Below are 17,251 nucleotides of genomic sequence, written 5' to 3' on the forward strand. Positions count from 1 at the left end.
TAGCCACGAACGGTCAACGTGCTACCGTATGGGTACCATGGGAAGGGGGATTTCATGGAAGCTGAACGCAATTGGAACGCCGACGCACCTCTGCGATCGTCGGATGACGACCTATTGGGGTTCCAACCGTCCGCAGAAAAGCTCGCCGCCTCGATAGCCGGCCTGTCATCGCCTGATGGTTATGTTTTGGGTTTGCAGGGCGAATGGGGAAGCGGGAAGTCTAGTTACATCAACTTCCTAGTCGAGGAGCTCGAACACTTTAACAAAGGCGCGGGCAAAGACGAACAGATCGACGTGATTCGCTTCTCGCCTTGGCTGATATCCGGCCATCACGATCTGATCGCCGCATATTTCAAAGTCCTGAACGAAAACCTGCCTGATAAATCGCGCTGGCCCCGCTGGTTGCAGAGATTGTTACCACGATGGGTGAAACGCATTCTGGCCAAATATGGCTTCCAAGTGGTGGACCCGGTGTTGGATACCACCGCAAAGCTGGCCGCGCTGGCTCTTGACCCGACGTTGGGCGTCGGCGCCGCTGGCGCGATTGCGGTAGGGCGAATGTCCTTGAAAAGTCTAAAAGCGAGGTTGGAGAGAGAGCCGTCCCTTCAGGAAGCCTATCAGAAACTCGTCAATGCTTTGAAGAAGGGGAACAGACGCTTCCTGGTCATTATTGATGATGTCGACCGCATTACCGCAGACGAGATTCGCGACGTTATGCGCCTCGTCAAGTCGGTCGGTCGGCTTCCTCACGTCACCTATCTCTTGGCCTACGATCGCCAGACTGTTTGGAGCACGCTCGACGGCTTTCAGGAGAAATCCGATGGAACCGCAACGAGTGGTCGGCCTGCTTTCGCCGAAAAGATCATCCAGCAGGAACTTGAGATGCCAAGGCCATACAAAGGCGACCTGTTCCGACTGTTGGACAAGACAGGCTCAGAGGTACTGGCAGCTTTCGACAATAATGAGCGATTTAACAGGATCGCCATCTACGGCCTGAGGAACTGGATCTCCAAACCGCGCGATGCGGTGCGACTCGGAACGGCGATTAACTGGGCCTGGAAACAGCTGGAGGGCGAGCTCGACCCGGTCGACATCGTAGCCATGGAGGCACTGCGCTTGTTCGACTACGATACCTTCATCTGGGTGCGAGGGAACCGCGAGTTCCTGGCCGACAGGATGGGGATGATCGACGACGACACAAAGAAGTCGATTGTCCAAGAATTGCGCAAGCGGCTGGTTGGCAACAACCAGCTATTTGCGACCGATGTCCTGGCAATCCTGTTTCCAGGCCGTGCGAAGGAGATACTTGAATCGGACTTTGCCGATTCAGAACCTCGTTACAGGGTCGAAGCTCGATCCGGTATCGGCAATGAATTGGGCTACGATACCTATTTCGGCCTTAACCCGCCTCCCGGCGAGATGCGCAAATCGGAAATCGATACGCTGATGCGAAATCTCGGCGATCGCGGATACATCGAGCAGAAACTAAGGGGGATGTTGGGTAAGAGCGGACGAGACGGCGAACCATTGGTCGGCAAGGCGTTGGCCGCCATGAACTATCGGTTCCAGGACGATCCAACATTACAACCGACCGATCAGCTGTTGCAGGCCCTTTTAGCGATTGGCGACGACATCGTGGCACTGGAATGGACCGGTCGGTGGTTTACCTTGTCAGCAGATTTCTATCTGGCCGCACTCTTCCGCCGGACGGTCGAGCGCAGGGGCCAGGAAACGGCTACCAAGCTATTCCTGAACGAGTTCGCGTGGTGCTCGCCACTAATATCCTCCTTCCTGACCCTGCGCATGCAACCGGATCTTAAGGAACACGGAGCTGACCCAAGAGAGTTGCTAACGGCCGAGCAGGTGGAGCGGCTCCAGAAAGTGGTGTTCAAGCGGATCACAGCGGCCCGCAAATCCGATGAGCTCGCAGATTTGCCGTCTCTCTGGCCGGTCATCGCTGTTTGGCAGAAATTCGCGAAGCCCGGCGAGATCAAGCGCTGGGTAAACGATCGGCTCCGTGAAGACCCGACCTTGATCGGCAGGCTTCCGCTTTATTCGATGTCGAGCGCTGGCAACGGGGTCGAGTACAGATTCAAACCAAGCAACGACGATACCGAGCTTTATGACAACACCGTGCTGGTTGAGGCAGCGAGCAAGGTGCTGGCGATCGACGACATCTCTCCGACGTTGCGCCAGAAGGCGACAGCGATCGTCAGAGGCGTCACCAAACCTAAGGAAGAGGATGACCTCGATTAGCGGTCAGTTTGGCCCGCAAGCGGGTTTTTCCACTGCGATGTCGAGAAGGAAGACCAGCGGCGAATTCCGGTGATGGAAATGAGCTCAAGCTTGCGCGAATGCGCCCTCGAGCGCTCGTTCTGTTGCGAAAGAGCGTCCATCTTTGCTAGGTTTTTCATTGGGGAAAAATCTGCTCGCTGCCGAGTTTCGCGGACCACTTGGGGGGTAAGGTGCCGACCATCCGAAATGCCGTGCTGGACGCCGTGCTGGCGGCTTTGCCGATAGCCATTGTCTATTTCAGTGGCTGGGCGTTTCTTTCAAGTTATCTTGCTGAATTCGGTATCGATGCGACGCAGGCCGTCGTGCCGACGGCGACGGTGCTCACCTATGCCGTGAAACCAATTTCGTCTTGGCAGTTCGGCGTCTGGCTCGCCATTGCCGTCTTTCTCCTTGCACTGCGTTGGAGAAAGTGGCCACGCCCCTGGCCCGGTACCATCACGGTCCCGGCGGCGACGCTCGCCATGCTCACCCTCGTTCTCCTCCTGGTATGGGCAGCTAAGGATGGCGCGCGGGCCAATGCGGAGAGGGTCTGGCAAGGCCACAAATCCATCACCATTGCTCACCTGAAGCAGGACGTCCTGCCGGACGAGCGGCGAAAATACTACAACCGATGTGTCGAGGAACGACGCCTCAGGCAGATCATCGGGCTCGCCGACACACTGTTCCTGCTGTGCCGGAGCTCCACGCAGCCGGGCCACCATGGGGTGATGTTCGTCATCAACAAGGATCGCGAGATCGTCTATTCGGCCGAAAGGAAACGCCATGTCGAGATGGAGTAGGGCAGGATCCAGCCTGATCGCCGGGCTTGCATTCGCGGCGCTCTGTTCAAATATCGCGCATGCCGCAATGTCCTCCGAGAAGGCCAATATGCTATCCGGAACACCCGACCTGCTCGTCGTGACACAGGGCTTCTATGAGCATGTCGATGAGATTGGCCTGATCGGCATGGTGACGGCAGTCGAGGGCAATGTGGCGACTTTTATGACGTGTAACGGCCCGATGGTGAAATACCATGTCGATCGCCTGAAGGCGACGAAACTCGACTGCGAGGACAGCGCCTCCCCGGATACGAATCCAATGGCTGGCAACTGTTCGGACTATAATGGGGCTTGGACGAATATGGCCCTGGTGCAAAGCGCGACCTCCGCCACGCCGCCGAGCGCGGCAGGGATCTATTCCGCAAGAGGCGGCAATGCCGGATTTGAGTCGGCAAAGCTTGAGCGGTCCGAAGTCGATAATCTTCTCGCCGAGATCGCCGTCGTCATGAATTGCGGCGGGTTGTTCACGGGTTTCGACAAGGCGGGCGTACCGGTCTTGAATCTTTACCCAGCAGACGCGGCCGGCGCTGATCGATAAAATCATCCCGAGGTCCGCAACCTCACCTGGACCGCTACGGCTGGACGCTGGCCACCGTGCGCGCCAGGAACGGCGACGTTGGCATGGTCCTCGTGCGCGAGGGGCTCGCCCTTGTTTGGCACGGGCGAAAAGTGAATTGGTGCACATAGGACAGACAGCCCGTTAAACGGGTTTTGAACGGATCAGGATCGCCGAGGCTGCCCCCGGCGACCAACGGAGCCATGAAACCAGTTTTGGCAGGCCTGTGGGTGAATGATGCCCGTGTCACCGAAATCGGTTAGGGTAATGCGATGGGATGGCGAGCTGACACTGCTTACGACCAGGGGGATAGCTATGGCTAGGTTCGAAAAAGGAAAACTCCTGCACTGTGTTGAAACTGTTACGGGAAAACACCTCACGGGGACGCTTCTTGTCTCCGAGGATGAAATTCGAGCCCATATCTACAGCTATTCCGATTTTTTCCACATCAAATCAGAGCAGCCGGTCTTTTTGATTGCGGAGAGCGGTCACGTCGTTTCATTCCACGCCAATGTCGACAACGGGTTCGGCACAACGAGTTTCCATGAACAGGAGACACATTATCAGGGGATCGTCGCCAATGTAGCAGTCATAGGTCACGACCCGTGGACCGAAATCGACAGAGTGAAGAGGGTCAGCTTTGCTGTGAAGCATACGATGGATCTGCTTCACCATCAGAAGAAGGTGAAGGCGCTTGGCAGATCCAAATTTCCTGCAGAAGAGCACTTCCGGATTTTTGAGGTCGCAGCCAAGGGTATCACCCTCAGGGCATGGTATCGGGCCACATACGGAATAGAGTTCGGCGCGCCCAAGGCGCTGTGGCCCAGCTTCGAGATTGAGTTCGATGAACCCCAGAACATTCATGATTTCATCGAGCATGTCTCAAATTACCTCGCCTTCCTCTCCTTCTGCCTGGGTGTGAAACTTAGACCTCACGACATCCGAATTGACCGGCTTTCGCACGCTGAAGTCATGGCCGGGATCAAAGCTCGAACCTACGTTGGTGAGCACGAAGTACATTACATTTGGCCGGAGACAGAGATCGACGTGCGCGACCTTTGGGTTGGTGGCTCACCTGTGAGGGCATGGGATGAGGAAGAACTCGTGGCGCTATGCGCCTGTCTCACGGCATGGATGGATCGCGCCGGAGATTGGAAGAAATCCTATGTGATGATGATGACAAGCTTCGGATTCAAGGGCGTCATCTCTGCCGAACGTCTCATTAATGCATGTAAATGGTTTGAGGAACTGCCCAATGCCAAATCCAACAACGCTCTATCGCCTAAGGACATAGAGGCGATCACAGCGGCAGCGGCCGCCAAGGCCGAGCAGCTTGGACATGCATCCACAATTCGCGAGCGGATCGCAACCAGCATCGCGCGGGTCAAAGAGGAAACCGCAGCGGAGCGGTTTACCCGTCTTATGGCACTAGTGGAGGAAAGGTTTGGCAAGGGTATATTTCCTGGGAATGCGATCAGCCATCTCAGGAGAGCCATCCAGTTCAGGGGCAGAACTGCGCACGGGCATTTTCACCCCGCGAGCGCTGATGAATATAGGGCCTTCTCAAAATCGACCAGAGCGATGGAGGCTCTTTGCTACCTACTGAACGCGCTGGACTTGCCGATTTCCCCAGACGGTGCAGAGCGTGTACGAAACAACCCGCTAGTTCGGGACTATCACGAAGCCTACGAATAATCCTGCAAGCTAATGCAACAGCTAAAGCCTACGGCGCTTCGCTCAATAGGCGCAACAGAACAAGGACCGCGGCCAGCATTCCAGCAATGGCTCGCCACATTTTGCCCTCGCGCCATTCAAGGATGGCCAAGAGGAGGACCAGTGGAATTGTCGCCACTAGCGCCCACCATGAAAGGCTGGAAAGAATACCCATGGGCTCGGGCTATCCGCTCCCATACTGGATCAGAACGGATGCCAGGCCAGTCAGGACGCCTGCCAACCCCGTGAATGCCGTCAAAAGCGTAACCAAATAGCCAGCAGCTTCTGAACGTTCGGCCCGGATCGTGCGCCGAATTTCGGATATACCCTTCGGTGTCAAATACCAGGTCCCAAGTTGCCTCGAGTAAGCCCAGAAGCCATTTTCCTCTTCACGAGCGGGAAGTGGAAGAAATTTGTTGTTGGCACGCATGCGCCAAAACCGAGTGACGAGGACCGATATCTCATCCTCTATCAACTCAAGTTCCCATATCTTTTGCTCGTTGAGCTCGTGGAGGCTTCCCGATGGATTGTTGGCACTGCGTGACTGCGCAATGTCAATGTCGTACGCCCGCTCAACGCGGCGGAGCGACCTTCGCAGTGTACGAAGGCCCCAGCGATACCGAATCCCTTCAATCATAGTGCCCCCAAAAGCAGGCAATATGCTTACCGATGTCGGATGGGGCAAGGTTTATCGGCCGCTCATATTGACGCCTGGAGCCCTAACCCGACCAAGCCGACATTGTAGGCAAAACCCGGATCGATCCCGACCGGCGTCTCGATCGGCTTACCGCGCACGAACTTGATAACCGTGCGTGCCGGCGGCGCTTCGGCGCTGACCTGCCAGCCATAACGGGCAAGATCCCGCTCGGAGAGCGATTGGACATAACAACGGCAGTTCCAGCCGTTCGGCGGATAATGCGTCACCCACCATTCATGGTCGACGGGCAGGATCACGCCATGCCACTCAGCATGCTCGTGGCGCGACCAGCGTTGCGTCAGTTCCGGGTCGACATGCACATAGCGAAGATAGGGCCGCACCCGCTTCAAGCGCTGGATCTGCTGCCAGCGGCCGGCAGCATAGGCCTGGGCCGTCATGACGCGGAAGGCGAGCCGGGCGCGATGGGCTATCTCCAAATCGTCACCGGCGCCCCAGCCGTGCCGGCGGGTGGCTTCGTTCCAGCCGTCGAGGAAGGCGTCAATGCCGGCCCCGTTCTCGATAGCCTCGAGGAGCTCGCGCAGGATGTCGGTCACCAGCGCGTCGGACATGCCGGCCGATCGGTCGCGCGCCGCCCGGTCGATCTGCCGCACCAACTCGCCCCAGCGGCCGGCCGGCAACTCCAGTCGACGGCGCAGGAACGCGATCGCCTCCTTGAAACGGATTTCAGTCGCGTCAGCCATCGGCCTTGTCGGCCTCCGCGGCTTCGCCCGACAGCCACGCCAGGAGGAGCGCCTGGCGTATCGCCGCAGTCAGGTCGGCGGGCGCGGATCGGCTTGCGCTGGCGTTCTCCAGCGCCTGGATCGCCTCCTCGAGCCTGCCGGCTTTGGCGACCAGGTCGCGGACACGCTCGACCATGCCGCCGATGGCGGGACCGGCAAGCGGCAGGGCCGCATCGGCGATCAGCTCGTCGGCCATGCGCCCGCTGGCCGCATGCTCCTGGTGAAGCGATCGGCGAGCATCGTCTGCTGTGGCATCGTCTGGAAGTTCCCCCGATCGTGACGAATCAGGCGGAATGTCCTTAGGCGCTCCCAGAACCTCGGCCCCGTCCTCCGGTTCGGCCAGGCCGAACTTGTCCCTGACTTCACTCGCCTGGACCCTGAGGCCGAGCGGAACGAGGCGGGCCAGAGAATTGGAGAGCTGGTCGAGGTCCTCCTCGTCGGGCCTGGCGATCTTGATCCGCGGATAGCGCTTCTGCGGCCCATGCTCCAGATCGATCCAGACGCGCACCAGGTCGCGGTTAATGACGCCCGACAGCGCCTTGGCGTCGGCGCGTTCGATGTCCTCCTGCACCTTGCGATGCTCTTGCGAGACTGCATGACCGCCGGAGATCGCATCCGTGGTCGTGGTCTGGCCGAGCACGCCCTTCGAGACCTGCCGGTCGAGCCAGTCGGACCGTTCCATGTAGTTCGCATGACCGGTGCCGAGATTGGCCGCCTCCTGGAATTCGATCGACATGCCGTCGGGGACGATGGCCGCGCAGTCGCCGGCGATGTTGGCCACCGCGCGGAAGAGCGTCGCTCGGTCATCCTCGGTGGCACCCGGTCCGTAACGACCGATCCTGAGCGGCTGGCCGTAGGTCTGGGTGAAGATCGCCCAGTCGCGTTGGGTGAAGGCCTTGAACATCCAAGCCCAGGTCGCCATGCGGGCAATGCCGGAGCGCACCGGCAGGCCGGATTTCGCCTTGATCACGGCTGAGATGAATTTGCCGCCCGGCAGCGCCACTTCCGAGCCTCGCTCGTCGATGAGCATGGGCGTGGTCAGGTCCCGCTTGGCGGGACGGAACCAGCGCGGGTCGCGCCACTCCAGGCGCTGGGGCTGCCACTGTCCCTCTGACGTGTCCCAGATGATCTCGGTGAAGGAATAGCCCTTGCCGACCGCATCGAGGATGTCGAACAGCTCGTCCGAGAGCTCGTCGCGCGTCAGCCAGTCACGCACCATGTCGGCCATGTCCACATCGGCTGCGGCATCGCTGGCGGACTCGACACTGATCTCGATCTGCGCGACCGACCGCCGGCGTGTTCCGAGCACTCCGACATAGTGCAAATCGCGCTCTTCGATTGTCTCCGCCAGTTCGAGATAACGCAGCGGATCGCCCTGGTCCGCGTCACGCAAGATCATCGCCAACCGCTGCGGGTCGAGCCCATCACCAGGATAGCCGGTTAGCGGAGAACGCACGCCGCCGATCGTCGGTGCTGCGATTTCCTCCGTCAGTACCTTCTTCTCGATCGGTCGGCCATATGGGTCTGTCAGGCCTTTGTAAAATCGCGCCATCAAAGCCCTCCGCGGATGCGCGCACCAAGTGGAGCGCGATACGGGTTGCGTGTAGCAATCTCGAACCTATCATCGGGTGCCGTCTCGAAAGCCGGGTTGGACGGGCGTTGAACGCCCGTTGAAACGGGGGTGTATCCATATTCATGCCATTGCTGGCGCGATGCGAAATGCGCAAGTGCCAGTGCGACCGCAAAGTCACCATGGCGTTTCTTGCCCGCTACACCTTCGCGTTCAGCTGGCACCTGCGGAATGCCGCGAATGATCTTGACGAGCCTGAGGTCGGAAAGATGCTCCCCATCGCGCACCAACAGAATGGTGCCGTCCTCAAACGCGACCTTCAGAGGCGGCATGTTCTCATTGTACCAACCGGGATTGAGCGTGATCATCCACACCAGCCCCGGACCGTCTGCGGCTTCACGCAGCCCGAACTGCCGCCCAAGGTCTTCGGCCAGGTTCATACCCATGCCTGTCGCATCGATGGCAGCTCCCACAAGCCGGGGAGCGGCATTGAGAATATCGCTTGCGATCGCCTTCTGTTCAGCAAATGGCACGTTTCGCAGTTCGACCGTCAGGACCGAACGCCTGCTAAGAACCCGGTCGATTGCCAAAAGGTGCATTACCGCCGGGTCTCCCTTGCGCGCGGGATCATAGCCGAAGGCGTGTTCGCGCTTTGGATCCAGCCGGTTCAGCGCAGCGGAAAGCGTTTCAATGTATGGTGCAAGAATGTGTCGTCGCTCGAGCTCCGGCCGTTGCAGGAAATCGCCCGGAAATTCGATCCGAATAACAGGTGCCTCGTCCATCGGAAGTGTCATCCGGGCTTCGATCAGCGGCGCGGTCAACCATGCGCCCGAGCCCTGCGCCGGGATGCAGAATAGCTCTTCGTCCGCGCCATCCGCGTAGAAATCGATGATGTCCTGTCGCCACTCGGCTTCCGCCTCTGGCGACCAGTCTTCGCCTGTTACAAGGCAGATGCGCTGATACAATCCATCCAGCAAAGCCTGGTCGAAATCGATGCGTAGGTGCGCACCCTTCCGCCTCTCGCCCAAAATGTCCTGCACCAGCCCGTTGAACTCATTGTCGACACCGTTATGGGTCGAGCACACCACAACCTGGCCGCCCCACATGAGAAAGGCCAGTGCCGCCTTCAGAAGTTCTTTGAGAGAATCGACAAAGGCTGCCTCGTCGATAATGACAAGGCCCTGCTTGCCGCGCAGCGAGCGAGGAGCGGATGATAGCGCGAGGATCTCAAAGCCGGAGGCGAAGCGGATGCGGAACGCCTGGATCTTCTTGGTGTCGTCGGGGTTGTCGAGAGCGACATCGTCGAAGAGAAACTCCTCTGCCTCAGCCGCCGCGACAGCATAGGCACGTGCCCACATTGCACAGGCATCGACAAACTCGCGGGTCATCTCCTGACTGTAGGAGATATACATGGCGTCCATGCCACCGGCAGACTTGTCACGCGCCGCCCGCAGAACCGCATAGGCAGCAAGCCCCCAGGTGAGCCCCACACGACGTGATTTTTCGATGACAAGCAGCGCAGTGCCGTTTTCCAAAGTCTCGACGGTTCTGCTTTGGTAGGCCAGCAACACGTCTGGCAATCCGACAGAAGCGATAATGTGGTCGAGATTGGCGACCGATGCCTGCCGAACTCTGATCCAGTCTTCCTTGGAGATCGGAGCTGTCATTGGATCCGGACCCCCAGGATCTGAGCCTTGATGGCCTCCGCCGTTTCTGTGGTGAGCCCGCGAACGCGTGCAACCTGGCTGACTGCTTCGTCCACCTTGCCGGCAAATTCCTTTTCCACCTTTTGGCGGCGCACCGTCGAGACGCCCTGCGCCTGAGCGGCGGCGCGCAGCGCGTTGGCAAGGTTCATTGCGCCTTTCGGGTCGATGCCGCTCTCGCCAGCGGCCGTCAGCACTTCGAAGACAAGCGTCTTGATCGCTTCGGCTGCGATGACCGTGAGATCGTCAGACGCGCCGGCGTCGAATTTCTCCGCCAGCGCGCCCGTGATGTCACGGGTCTCGTCCAGCCGCCGTGCGAGAGCTGCAAGCTTGATGGAGTGGCGATTGAAGGCCGAAAAGGAGGGTATCGTGAATTCCAGCTCACCGCGATGCTCGCGTTTCAGAGCCTCAAGCCGGTCATGGAACTCCTGATAGATGTCGAGTTGTGTCCGTTCTCGATCTCTCAGGGCATCGCTTGCCCAGGCAATGATCGTCGTGGCCTCCGGCGGAAGGAGTTCGATGGCTGATAGCCGCCCCCGGCCTCGCTTTGCACTCGGCCTCATCTCACTCGCCCGGCCGCGAGGGGCGTTTCACCCCCTCAATGGCGATCTCTCGATTGAGATGTCGGTGGCCTTTCTCGGTCAGAACGGCCACCATCAGGCTGCCAGCTCGCGTCAATGCCACGGCCCCGTGTTCGCAAAGCCACGCGAACTCATCATGCACCCAGGCACGATCCCGACGGATCCCGAAAGGCGCCAGTTCGTGGATCATCAAATCCGAGTTCAGCTGTTCGTCCACCTGCGCGGCAAGCGCCTTCAGCATGATGAGGCGCGCCTGCTCACGCACGAGGGTGTCCATGGTCATTCCAACATCTGGCTTGGTCATCGTTTGGCCTGCTCCAGAAGCAGTTCCTGCATTCGTTCGGATATGGCCGCGACCGGTTTCAGCCGTTCGTCAAGAGTCTCGATGCGGCCGTTCAATCTCTCAATGGCAAGCTCAAGCCGATGTGCCGAACCACTGTCGGGCAGGTGCTCCAGCTGGTTCTCCAGCTTCTGGATCCGTTTGTCGTGCTGCGCCAGCGTCTGCGCATTGTGCTTGGCGCCTGACGTGAGGAACGTGGTCACAGAGGTGCCGATCGAGATCACGAGCGCGGCAAGGGAAAGCCACGGCACGATGTCGGTCAGGGCCGTCACCGTAAAACCCCGCGTCGTGCACGACTGGCCTGTCGATGACGACGGCATTCCTCTGCACTGAAAACACCGACTGCGCAGGGACCCTGCACTGTCAGGTCGATCCTGTTCTGGTCCGCAATCGTGGCGCCCCTTGCACCGACGATCTCTGTTCCGATGATGCTCCGCACGCTACCGATCGCACTTCCCGGTTCGGAGGTCCTGCACCCCGCCGCGTTCAAGACAGTGACGAAGATGATCGCGAGCCTCCCTGGCAGCCTCGCTCGCTGCATGATCCTTCCTTTCAATGTTGGAGACAGCTTCATTCGCTCCGATCCGCTTGAGCGCCGATACCCCTGCCGTGACCGCAACGCCGATGGCGAGCATTGCAACCGCTCCCAGGAGCAGCCGTGCCGCGCCATCGCCAATCCCAAGCGCGTTCATGACAAGTTTGATGATGAAGTTCATGTCGGCCGCTCCACCGTCCGACCGCTTCGCCACCAGCCCCAGACGGCAAAGGCGAGGCCACCTATCACCATCATTGCGGCCAGCACCGAAAGTCCTGACGAGGCCCATTCGAGACCAGGAATGAAGGACAACCGGTCGGCCGCGGTCATCACCTGCTGGCGCATGATTTCAATGGCAACCCCGCCACCAAGACCGCCGGCAAGCCCATCGCGCACCTCCGGAATGTCCTTTGCAGATCGCTTGCCGGGTTGGTCGTTCTTTCCCTGGCGAAACTGGTCAAGTGCGCGCATGGTCTGCGGCCCGGCAACACCATCGATTTCCAGATCCGCGTGTTTCTGGAGATTGCGTACAGCCGCGTCGGTCGCGGGACCGAAATCCCCATCGATGGTCAGTGCGTATCCCGCGCGAACCAGCAATGTCTGCAGCTCCCGAATACGCGATCCGTGGCTACCAAGGCGCAGCATTCCATCGGCGGAAGTTGAGAGATTGGTAGTGCTCCCCGCACTGTAGCGGCGGTAGGCCGCCGCGAGCTTGCGGTGATAGCCATTTCTTTCAAAGGCTGGACCGTTATAGCCGCGCGCGAATGCTGCCCAGTCGCGCCGCTTCAGGGGCCCCACCAGGGCAAAAGCCTCGATATAGCGGCCCATGAGATCGAGCTGACCCGAGGCACCGGCACGCGCCTTGTTTACCAGTTCCTCGACACTCGCATAACCTAACCGGCGCCAGTGGGCACCCATCACTTGCCCAAAACCCCAGGAGGTCGATTCCAGAGCCGCCTTCGCATCAATCCGGATTGCACGATTCAGGAGACGCCAGCGCGCTTCCTGGCTTGCCGCGTTTCTTACACCTCCCGCGACTGGATTGGACAACCCTGTTGCCCGCGCGCGGCTTCTCGCGTTGCCAGACAGGCGACGATCGAAATAGTGCCCCTCGAACCGGATGAGTGGCTCTTTCCTCTTGCCGATGATGGCATAGACCTTGCCGGCACTTTCCACTTCGATCACAGCGAGGATGACGGCGGTTTCAACACCGAGGCGTGTAGCCCAACGTTTGGCAGCCGAACGTGTCTCGCTATCGAACATGGGCAGCCTCCATAAGAAGCGAATGACAAGGGATATGTGCTTGAGGAAGCATGGTGGTGCGGCGAGCCGCCGACCATGCCCGCGGCCACGGGCGTCATCCAGATCGGTGGCAGACTTTAGAGGAAAAGATCGCCTTGACGCGGATCACGGCTGCCCTTCTGGGGCTTGTTGGGCATGGAATGAAAAAGCCGGTCGACACCGCTTTCACTCATGCCCAGCCGGCGGGCGATTTCTGCGTTGGAAGCGCCGGCGGCGCGATAGTGCCGGGCGCGCAGCTCACGCGCAAGAGGCACCCTGATATAGTCACCTCCATAGCGGTTGGAGAGCGTGATCGCGGCTTCGAGACCGATGGTATCCGCAAGCATCCCGCCATCCGGCGATTTGGGAACGAAGAGCCGCCGACCACCCTTGTGCTCCGCGAGCTTCACCAGCCCATCGGCACCGAGCAGGTCGAGAAGCACGGCAGAGAGGCGCGGCTCGCTCATACCTTGCCCTTCATTTCGAGCTCAACCTCGATCTGCCGTGCAGTGAGATCCCGAAGGCGCGTTTCGAGCGCCACGCGGTTGTGGGCGTATCGGGGGAGCATCGCGATCCGCTTTGAAAGGGCAGCACGCTCCAGCTCCATCCGCTCGACAAGGCGAGCCTGGGGCCAGGTCAACAACGGGAGACTATGAGTGCGTCCGCCCACGAACATCAGCCTCCCGGATCGCGGGTTAACCAGCGAGCTTCAAGCGCGGTAACAACGCGAACCTGGTTGTCCGTGCGGTGCAGGACAAGTTTCACATTTTCAATTTTTACGGAGACCGCACCGAGCCGTGCGCCCCTAAGGACACGGCCTGCCAGATGACGGCGCACAGCCTCGACATCGAGGCCGTGCGCCCGTTCGAGATAGCGCAGCACTGCATGATCTGTGACGTGAACGGATTTGCTCATCGCCTTGACCGCACGCGTTCACCGAGCCGGTTCATTACATCAACCCAGCTCCTGGCTGTCATTGCCTGCAAGGGTCGCGACGTTTGCCGTTCGCAGTAAGACTTGAAGCTGGTTGGTTCCGCGTTGGTCCCCTGAAGTATTGCCCATTGCGCAAGCGCGATTCTGGCGCCGGGCGCACGCCGCCAGGGCTCCAGATGTTCGCTTTCAGCCCAGTCCACACCGGTTTCACGCGCAAGCCAGGCCTTCAGGGCCTCTATCACTGCGCGCGCATCTGAAGGGTTTCGAAGAAACCGCGTGTGGTCGATGCCGGTTTGACGTCTGACAAACACCAGCATTGCCGAGTCACGTCGATCACGCACAAGACCGAGGTTCCAGGCGGCGATCCACAGGGCCTGAAGTTTGCGGGAATACGGTCCTTCAAGAGGTTGCGAAGCGGACGACATGCGACTGACATTCCGAAACCCCTGTCGACGCAGCTCTGCCAGCACTTTCTCGCGCTCGAGCTCATTCATCGTGCCGGCCGAGTTTTTTCCTGTGACGCGAACGAGCACTGCACGATATGTATCGTCGTCAAGGCCCAGCTGCTTCTTTGCGACATGGATCGCGGCCAGCGCTTTCATCGATCAGTCCCCTTGCCGTCTGCGAACTGTCAGTTGCAGACCCAGTACATTAAGGACCGCATCCAGATCGGAGACGCGTGGCTCCTGGCGGTAGCGCCAGTCCGAGATCGTTCCGCGACGGAACCCGGCTCGCTCGGCTACTTCAGTGATCGTTGTGTTCTGCGAGTTGAGTTCTTGAAAGAGCCGACGCACGAGTGGATGCGTATGCAGCGGAACGGGAAGCTTTCCCCGCCAGCGTGTGCCGAACCGGTTGCCTCCACGCACCTTCTTGCCTTGACGTGTCATCGGTAAGCCTCGCTATGCAGCATGATGGGGTTCAATCCCCTTGCGCGCCGGCCTTTGCGAGATCGATTGTGATCGCCTGCCAGCGCCCGTCCGGGCGGTCGCGCTGATAAAAGCGCACATATTCGCGACTGCCGACGACGCGCATGGCATCGCGGATCGCGTCCTGGGCGCGACGCCACCGATCATCTTCAATGTCCAGCCGGAGCAGCGTGAAAATCTCCGAACGGTTGATTTGCCCTTGCTTGTCCGTGTTGAACGCCCTGGTGACTACCGCACGGATTTCGGCCCGGGCATCGTCCGACCATTCGGTAAGACATTCGTCGATCAGACCCTTTGCAATCTGTAGTTCCGGTCCAAAATCGATCATGTCCGACACCTGCACCTGAATTTTGAGGAGCCCATCGAAGCTCTGATAGGTGCGGTTTCCCTTGGCGCCGCCACGCCGCCCGCCATACTCCTGTTCCAGAAGGGCATCGAACTCACCAAGATCGGTCATCGTATGTCCGCGGAACCGGCTGATCTGCGCAGACAGTTCACGTGCATGACGCGCAATCTTGCGCACCGTCTCGTCTTCCAGCTTGTGCTGGGCCTTTACCAGTTCGAGGGGCACCAGCGATCCTTTGGCGTCAGGCATGTAGGCCTGCCCGCGTATGAGGATCGTGCCGTCATTGGCTGTCTTGGTCTCCATCTCAGTGTTCGTATCCGACATGATCCGGTTCCTTCATCTGGGAGCACGGCCGGCCATTGATCCCAGGCCGGTCCGTGCACCTGTTTCACCTCTGATTGTCTTCGGGTTTTGTGTGGGCCGAGTGGGGGCAACCACCTCGACATGCGCGATAGACTGCAGCACGCATGGATGACGTCGCTGCAAACGGCTTCTTCTGCCATAAGAGGCACTGGTCACGGCCGATTTCGCCGAGCACGGGACATTCAACCGCGCGCCCCATCAGAACGCCTCGAACCGTTTCTTCGACACGCTGCATGTCGCCTCGATACCGGCCGTTGATCACAGTCGAAATCGCGCTTGCAGAATAGCCAACGCGCTTCTCCGCACTGCGCAATCCGATGCGGTCGACAAGGGTAGCAAGCTCTGCCACCCAGTCTGGCAGCGGGTGCCATGCGGCAGCTGCCTTCTCTGACATCGATCGGTCCTGAACTGGATTGGCCTGAAACGCCTTCGGTCGAGGTCCACGGTTCATGACGCGTCCTCCTCGGCAATCAGGTCGCCCATCAAAACGTGTCGGTTCTGATCGAAAACCATCTTGGCCCGCAGGATCATGGGGGGCTTTGGGCCGGTATTGCGAGACGGCTTGAGGCGCCAGACGGCCGGCACTCCGGGTCCGCCGGGGTCCACGGGCAGGAGATAACCGGCACGTTTCAACCGGGCAATGTAGCTCTTGGCGGCCACGGAATGGATCGGGAGGTCATCAGTGGAGCCGAACGAAACGAGATCGCAATAGGAGAAACCGGACCGCCCGATCGGGCCACGCATCACGTTCCACATCTGTTGCTGTGCTGTCCTACGGGGGCGTGCGTTGCCGGCCTTGTCGACACAGGGTGCGTCTGTTGGTGCGTTCAGGAGACGGTAAATGTGCTCGAGTTTTCCTCCCTCGGCTCTTCGTCTTTTCCCATCCCTCACGACAATTCCGGCAAGGTGCAGACGCCGCAGATATGAGGCGATAGTGCCAGAATGCGGCTCCTGCGACACGGCCGCGATGTCCGAAACCGTAAAGAGATTGTTGTTGGCTCCCAAGGTTCGGATAACCCGCCAAAAATGGTCCTCACCGCGAAGGACAGGCTCGGTCCTGCCGACCGTCAGCTTCAACACGATCCCCATCAGGCAGCCCTCCGGGAGACATTCCGCTTCGGAGCATCTCCGGTGAAGATGCGTCCCTCATAATTGTCGATATCGAGAGCGGTGATCCCCGAATTGGCGGCGAAGTTCGCTGCTGCGTTCAGCGTTGTTGCAATACGTCGGGCCTTCCCGCGGGTCTGCGCACGGATATCGTCGAGTAGAGCATCGCTAATTGAAAGACTGGGATAGAGAAATTTGGCCAGTGCCCGCGCATCGTCGAGATCACAGGGCTGAGCCAGCACCCAGTCGAGAACTCGATTGTGGACACGTTCGTGCGCCTCCAGTTTCTGCGGCAACATCTCCTCACCGACCAGCAGAACTGGCACCTGTGCCGCCTTGTTGATGTCACGGACGAGTTCGATCATGCTTTTATCGACGAGTTTGTCTGCTTCATCGATGATCACGGGTCGTGCCGGGTCATCGCCAAGCCGGGCGATGATTTCATCCATCATGTCGCCTATGGTTCCACGCGGACGGGAAACGCCGAGCTCGGCCAGGATGGCCTGACAGAACTTCTTTCGGGTCCAGAAATCGAAAACCTCGATAAAGAGCGCTCCGGTACGATTCCAACAATACTGCGCCGCCATCGTTTTTCCGTAGCCACTAAAGCCACTGAAAACGCCGATATTGGGCAGATGTGTGGGGCGATTGACCAGCGCATCCACAAGGGCGAGGCAGGAGGCTACATTCTTGAGAGGAGCAACCGATCCCGGCCTGACATCATGTTTGTTGCCTGACATTTCCCGT

At 59.5% G+C, this 17,251-nt stretch carries 20 protein-coding genes; 4 read left to right on the forward strand and 16 right to left on the reverse strand.

Translation table 11 applies throughout. The features are described 5' to 3' along the window. The first annotated feature begins 54 nt into the window (after positions 1–54). The 4 genes from NDI72_RS07685 to NDI72_RS07700 all read left to right on the forward strand — a co-directional run bounded on the left by NDI72_RS07685 (position 55) and on the right by NDI72_RS07700 (position 5,364). The gene (locus NDI72_RS07685) at positions 55–2,256 is read left to right on the forward strand and encodes a KAP family P-loop NTPase fold protein (protein WP_283800118.1); all 2,202 of its coding nucleotides are present in this window, start codon (positions 55–57) and stop codon (positions 2,254–2,256) included. A gap of 209 nt (positions 2,257–2,465) precedes the next feature. Next, on the forward strand, positions 2,466–3,074 hold the full coding sequence (locus NDI72_RS07690) for a hypothetical protein (RefSeq protein WP_283800119.1): 609 nt from the start codon (positions 2,466–2,468) through the stop codon (positions 3,072–3,074). Then, entirely contained in the window at positions 3,058–3,651 is a 594-nt protein-coding gene (locus tag NDI72_RS07695; RefSeq protein WP_283800120.1) for a hypothetical protein, read from the forward strand. The genes NDI72_RS07690 and NDI72_RS07695 overlap by 17 nt, the downstream gene beginning before the upstream one ends. A 333-nt stretch (positions 3,652–3,984) precedes the next feature. Beyond that, complete coding sequence (locus tag NDI72_RS07700; protein WP_283800121.1) at positions 3,985–5,364, forward strand: hypothetical protein; 1,380 nt, start codon at positions 3,985–3,987, stop codon at positions 5,362–5,364. A 717-nt stretch (positions 5,365–6,081) separates the two neighbouring features. Here NDI72_RS07700 and NDI72_RS07705 read toward each other — a convergent pair. From NDI72_RS07705 to NDI72_RS07775, 16 genes are all read right to left on the reverse strand, one after another. Next, positions 6,082–6,780 carry a phage head morphogenesis protein gene (locus NDI72_RS07705; protein ID WP_283800122.1) on the reverse strand — a complete coding sequence of 233 codons (699 nt, stop codon included), beginning with the start codon at positions 6,778–6,780 and terminating at the stop codon, positions 6,082–6,084. Next, entirely contained in the window at positions 6,773–8,371 is a 1,599-nt protein-coding gene (locus tag NDI72_RS07710; RefSeq protein ID WP_283800123.1) for a DUF935 domain-containing protein, read from the reverse strand. Before NDI72_RS07710 ends, NDI72_RS07705 begins: the two co-directional genes overlap by 8 nt. Continuing rightward, positions 8,371–9,960: a terminase large subunit domain-containing protein gene (locus NDI72_RS07715; RefSeq protein ID WP_283800124.1), complete on the reverse strand. Its 1,590-nt coding sequence runs from the start codon at positions 9,958–9,960 to the stop codon at positions 8,371–8,373. The genes NDI72_RS07710 and NDI72_RS07715 overlap by 1 nt, the downstream gene beginning before the upstream one ends. A 92-nt stretch (positions 9,961–10,052) precedes the next feature. After that, entirely contained in the window at positions 10,053–10,655 is a 603-nt protein-coding gene (locus NDI72_RS07720) for a DUF3486 family protein (protein ID WP_283800125.1), read from the reverse strand. A 1-nt stretch (position 10,656) separates the two neighbouring features. Beyond that, entirely contained in the window at positions 10,657–10,950 is a 294-nt protein-coding gene (locus NDI72_RS07725) for a VpaChn25_0724 family phage protein (protein WP_283800126.1), read from the reverse strand. 23 nt (positions 10,951–10,973) lie between these two features. Beyond that, positions 10,974–11,285 (reverse strand): DUF2730 family protein, encoded by a 312-nt coding sequence (locus tag NDI72_RS07730; protein WP_283800127.1) that lies wholly within the window; start codon positions 11,283–11,285, stop codon positions 10,974–10,976. A 168-nt stretch (positions 11,286–11,453) separates the two neighbouring features. Next, positions 11,454–11,729, reverse strand: coding sequence for a hypothetical protein (locus NDI72_RS07735; RefSeq protein ID WP_283800128.1), 276 nt, complete (start codon positions 11,727–11,729; stop codon positions 11,454–11,456). Then, complete coding sequence (locus NDI72_RS07740; RefSeq protein ID WP_283800129.1) at positions 11,726–12,811, reverse strand: N-acetylmuramidase domain-containing protein; 1,086 nt, start codon at positions 12,809–12,811, stop codon at positions 11,726–11,728. The genes NDI72_RS07735 and NDI72_RS07740 overlap by 4 nt, the downstream gene beginning before the upstream one ends. A 116-nt stretch (positions 12,812–12,927) precedes the next feature. Next, the gene (locus tag NDI72_RS07745) at positions 12,928–13,296 is read right to left on the reverse strand and encodes a hypothetical protein (RefSeq protein WP_283800130.1); all 369 of its coding nucleotides are present in this window, start codon (positions 13,294–13,296) and stop codon (positions 12,928–12,930) included. Between the two features lie 208 nt (positions 13,297–13,504). Next, the gene (locus tag NDI72_RS07750) at positions 13,505–13,744 is read right to left on the reverse strand and encodes a hypothetical protein (RefSeq protein ID WP_283800131.1); all 240 of its coding nucleotides are present in this window, start codon (positions 13,742–13,744) and stop codon (positions 13,505–13,507) included. Then, the gene (locus NDI72_RS07755) at positions 13,741–14,364 is read right to left on the reverse strand and encodes a gp16 family protein (RefSeq protein WP_283800132.1); all 624 of its coding nucleotides are present in this window, start codon (positions 14,362–14,364) and stop codon (positions 13,741–13,743) included. Before NDI72_RS07755 ends, NDI72_RS07750 begins: the two co-directional genes overlap by 4 nt. A 3-nt stretch (positions 14,365–14,367) precedes the next feature. Continuing rightward, positions 14,368–14,649 carry a helix-turn-helix domain-containing protein gene (locus tag NDI72_RS22055; RefSeq protein ID WP_502888379.1) on the reverse strand — a complete coding sequence of 94 codons (282 nt, stop codon included), beginning with the start codon at positions 14,647–14,649 and terminating at the stop codon, positions 14,368–14,370. A 31-nt stretch (positions 14,650–14,680) separates the two neighbouring features. Further along, positions 14,681–15,337 carry a DUF3164 family protein gene (locus NDI72_RS07760; protein ID WP_502888382.1) on the reverse strand — a complete coding sequence of 219 codons (657 nt, stop codon included), beginning with the start codon at positions 15,335–15,337 and terminating at the stop codon, positions 14,681–14,683. A gap of 85 nt (positions 15,338–15,422) precedes the next feature. Continuing rightward, positions 15,423–15,791, reverse strand: a complete 369-nt coding sequence (locus tag NDI72_RS07765) for a transcriptional regulator (RefSeq protein ID WP_283800134.1) — start codon at positions 15,789–15,791, stop codon at positions 15,423–15,425. 53 nt (positions 15,792–15,844) lie between these two features. Further along, a complete protein-coding gene (locus NDI72_RS07770; protein WP_283800135.1) occupies positions 15,845–16,486 on the reverse strand; it encodes a hypothetical protein in 642 nt (213 codons plus the stop codon). Continuing rightward, the gene (locus NDI72_RS07775) at positions 16,486–17,244 is read right to left on the reverse strand and encodes an AAA family ATPase (protein WP_283800136.1); all 759 of its coding nucleotides are present in this window, start codon (positions 17,242–17,244) and stop codon (positions 16,486–16,488) included. The genes NDI72_RS07770 and NDI72_RS07775 overlap by 1 nt, the downstream gene beginning before the upstream one ends. Positions 17,245–17,251: the final 7 nt, after the last annotated feature.

The organism is Nitratireductor sp. GZWM139, from assembly GCF_030068685.1.
Taxonomy (GTDB): Bacteria; Pseudomonadota; Alphaproteobacteria; order Rhizobiales; family Rhizobiaceae; genus Nitratireductor; species Nitratireductor aquimarinus.